Annotated in this window: 2 protein-coding genes and 1 pseudogene; 1 reads left to right on the top strand and 2 read right to left on the bottom strand. The window is 74.5% G+C overall.

The window, feature by feature from the left end:
- A pseudogene (locus AB0K37_RS41060) lies at window positions 1–1,362 on the top strand (hypothetical protein); the annotation flags it as partial.
- On the opposite strand, the gene thpR reads toward AB0K37_RS41060, so the two are convergent.
- Both thpR and AB0K37_RS41050 read right to left on the bottom strand, forming a co-directional pair.
- On the bottom strand, window positions 1,299–1,922 hold the full coding sequence (gene thpR / locus AB0K37_RS41055) for an RNA 2',3'-cyclic phosphodiesterase (protein WP_363991341.1): 624 nt from the start codon (window positions 1,920–1,922) through the stop codon (window positions 1,299–1,301). The pseudogene AB0K37_RS41060 and the gene thpR sit on opposite strands and share 64 nt — an antisense overlap.
- Window positions 1,923–2,038: 116 nt before the next feature.
- Window positions 2,039–3,316 carry an MFS transporter gene (locus AB0K37_RS41050; RefSeq protein WP_363991344.1) on the bottom strand — a complete coding sequence of 426 codons (1,278 nt, stop codon included), beginning with the start codon at window positions 3,314–3,316 and terminating at the stop codon, window positions 2,039–2,041.
- Between the last annotated feature and the right edge of the window lie 269 nt (window positions 3,317–3,585).

The following is a 3,585-nucleotide window of genomic DNA, read 5'->3' as shown; positions in this document are numbered from 1 at the left end:
CGCCCGCCAGCGGACTTCCACCGCCAGTTGATCCGGCTGATCGCCGAACTCGCGGACTCCAGCGGTACGCAACTGGTCCGCCGCCGGCTGCTGCGGGCCGCGCAGGTCCGCTGGACGATCACGGCGGAGCGGCTGCTGGTGCGGGCCCGCCCCGGCCGCCGCCGCGAGACCCAGGACCTGCGCGCCGAGAACGTCGCCGCGGTCGTCGTCGGGCCCGGCCTGCGGCTGGACCCGGTGAGCGGCGAGCCACGCCGCGCCGACCTCGCCGCGCTGGCGTTCGGGCACCGGCTGGAGCTGGTCGCCCGGCTGCCCGCCCACGGCCTGGACGGCTTCCAGCTCGCGCACGCCCTCGACGACCACGGCTACCGCGTGATCACTCCCGGGGCGCGGTCGCCGCGCCGTCCCGACTACGGGCTCGAAGGGCTGCCGGAGATCTTCGCGCAGGTGCCCGGCGGGCGCCTGGTCGTGGAGGGCGACGGGCTCGGCTGGGCCGACGCCGCCGGCGACGTGGTGCTGAAGATGCCCCAGGACCGCATCGGCGGCATCGAGCTGCTGACCGTCTCCGGGCACGCCTGGGTCCGGCTGTACGACTCCGACGGCGACGAGTTCTTCTCCGCCCCCCTCTCGGCGCTGCGGATCTCCCGCACCGACCTGCGCGACTCCGCCCGCCGCGCCGGGCTCCCCGTCAACGACGCCGAGTACGACGCCTACCTGAGCGCCGCGTTCCACTCGGCCATGTCCTCGCTGTCGGCCCCCGACCCCGAGCCCGCCGCGGCCCTGTCGGCGCAGGGCGCCGCGCACGAGGGCGCGGCGTCCCGGCCGGAGCCGTCGGAGGAGTCCGGTTTCGTCTTCCCCGCCCACACCCCGCCCAGCCCGGTGACCGCGCCGGGCACGGTCCTGGACGCCACCCGCCGGTCCCGCGTCGGCACCTACGGCATGAGCGTCCTGCTGTGCGAGGCGGTGGCGCTTCTGGGCGCGGTGTGGCTCGGCCCAGATCTGGGCGGGTTCAACGCCACGGCGATGTGGTCGATGCCGGCCGGGGCCCTGGTCGGGCTCCTCGGCTACTGGCTGTACGACCGCAACCGGTCGCAGCTGCGCGTGTCGTCCGCCGGGGTCGCCGTCATCACCCGGCGCGGCCGGGTCGAGTGGGACCTGGCCCGCGACCGCCTCGGCGGCGTCGGCATCGACGACGCGGTCGAGCGGATGCCCCGCCTGGTGGTGTGGGGGCCCTCCGGGCGGGTGCTGCGCCAGATCACGTTCCCGCCCGACCTCGGCGAGCTGCGCCGCGCCTGCGAGCGCTACGGGGTCCCCTGGGGCCCGCCGGACGCCGACCGTCCCGCCCCTCCGCCGCCGGAGCTGTGACGCAGCGGCCACGTCATCAGCGCCTCGTACTCCAGCTGGACGTTGTCCTTGCCGGGCAGGTGGCTGCGCATCAGGTGGACCGAGTCCGCCGTCCACGGCATGCCCGCGAACGATGACAGCGCCTCGACGAGCGACCGCACGTCCACGGGCCGCCGCGACCGCGCCAGCGTCATGTGCGGGCGGAAGCCGCGGTGCTTGTCGGGGATCGTCCCGACCCGGCGGCCCGCGGCGGTGGTGGAGGCGGCCAGCCTCGCCAGGGCGCGGCGGTCGCCGTACAGGCCCGTCCACAGGACGCGGGCGTGCGCTCCGTTGCCGGGGAACGCGCCCGCGCCCGCCAGCGACAGCGTCATCCGCTCGTGGCGGCGGACGGCGCGCTCCAGCCTCGGGAGCAGGCGCTCCAAGGTGCGCTCGTCGACCTCGTCGAGGAACGTCAGCGTGACGTGCATCAGATCACGCCGGATCCAGCGCAGCTCGGGGACCGTGCCGAGATGGGGCCGGACCGCCTCCGCGAGCTCGTCCAGAACGTCCGTCGGCGGGACGAGCGCCACGAAAAGCCTCATGAACGCTTCCACAGGGCCACCCCGCCAGCCTTTCAGCAGGCGGCGTACCTTGTCACGCAAATAGGGCCAACCGAATCGCCGTACCGTGCCGGTCTTATGGGGCCCGTGCGAACGCTTTACCGCTCGGCGACCCGGGCGCGGCGGAGCCGGGCGAGGGCGGGACGCACGGTCCCGTGCCCCGACGACGCGGCCCTCTGCTCGTCGGTCCTCCACCGCAGGGCCAGGGCGCCGACGGCGAGGGCGGCGACCGCGGAGACCAGCCCGCCGAGGACGAGGGAGGCCCGCGCGCCGAAGTGCTCGGCCAGCCAGCCGACCGCGGGCGCGCCCAGCGGGTTCGTCCCGAGGAACACCAGCATGTAGAGGGCCATGACGCGGCCGCGCATCTCGGGCGCGACGCCGAGCTGGACGGACGCGTTCGCCGCCGTCATGATCGTCATCATCGCGATCCCGGTCGGCACCAGCAGCGCCAGGAACGACCAGTACGTGGGCATCAGGCCGGTGAGGACCTCCAGCGCCCCGAACGCCAGGCCCATCGCCACCAGCAGCCGCAGCCGGGGCCGGGCGACCCTGCGGGCGGCCAGCAGGGCGCCGCTGAGCGCGCCGAGCGCCAGCATGCTGGACGCGAGGCCGAACGCGGAGGCTCCGGTGTGGAAGACCTGCTTCGCCACCAGCGCGACCGTGGTGTTGAAGTTCATCCCGAACGTGGCGAGGAACCCGACGAGGATGAGCACGAGCATCAGGTCGCGGCGCCCGCGCACGTAGCGGAGCCCCTCGCGGAGCTGGCCCTTGGCGCGCTTGACGGGGGCGGCCTGGTGCAGCTCGTCCGTCCGCATGGCGTAGATGCCGAAGAGGACCGCGCCGAACGACGCGGCGTTCACCAGGAAGACGGGGCCGGTGCCGATCAGCGCGATCAGCACCCCGGCGACGGCCGGGCCGAGCAGCCGCGCGCCGTTGAAGGTGGCGCTGTTCAGCGCGATCGCGTTCGGCAGGTCGCGCTTGCCGACCATCTCGACCACGAAGGACTGGCGGGTCGGGTTGTCCACGACGGTCGCGACGCCGAGCCCGAACGCCAGCACGTACACGTGCCACACCTGCGCCGTGCCGGAGATCGCGAGGAGGCCGAGGACCAGCGCGAGCACGCCCATCGACACCTGCGTCAGCATCAGCACGCGGCGCTTGGAGTAGCGGTCGGCGATGACGCCGCCCCAGAGGCCGAACAGCAGCATCGGCAGGAACTGCAGGCCGGTCGTGATGCCGAGCGCGGTGCCGCTGCCGTGGGCGAGATCGAGGACGAGCCAGTCCTGCGCGATCCGCTGCATCCACGTCCCGGTGTTGGAGACGACCTGGCCCGCCGTGTACAGGCGGAAGTTGTGGTTGCGGAGCGAGCGGAACATGCCGGCGCGGCCCCCGAGGTCCTCGGCGGGCGTCTCGTCGCGGTCGGCCGGTTCCGGGCCGGGAGTCTCTGGGACGGCGGGTTCGGAGGGTTCCGAGGGTTCGGCGACGGAGGATTCGGGCGCGGATTCCTGCTTGTCGGCCACGGTCTCCTGGAACGTTCCGGCCTGGTCCGTCACGGTCGCGGAGGGGGCGGCGTCCGGGCGCGCGGCGGGACGGGCGGGCGCGCAACTTCCTGCGGGACGTGGCCGAGGACCTCGGCCGCGGCCGC

It is taken from the genome of Actinomadura sp. NPDC049753, assembly GCF_040674655.1.
Taxonomy (GTDB): domain Bacteria; phylum Actinomycetota; class Actinomycetes; order Streptosporangiales; family Streptosporangiaceae; genus Spirillospora; species Spirillospora verrucosospora.
This window is presented reverse-complemented; position numbering and strand designations above follow the sequence as displayed.

What these genes read in the sequence shown, in the direction of transcription:
- AB0K37_RS41050 (WP_363991344.1), bottom strand. Translation starts at nt 3,316, where the DNA reads ATGTTCCGCTCGCTCCGCAACCACAACTTCCGCCTGTACACGGCGGGC.
- thpR (WP_363991341.1), bottom strand. Translation starts at nt 1,922, where the DNA reads ATGAGGCTTTTCGTGGCGCTCGTCCCGCCGACGGACGTTCTGGACGAG.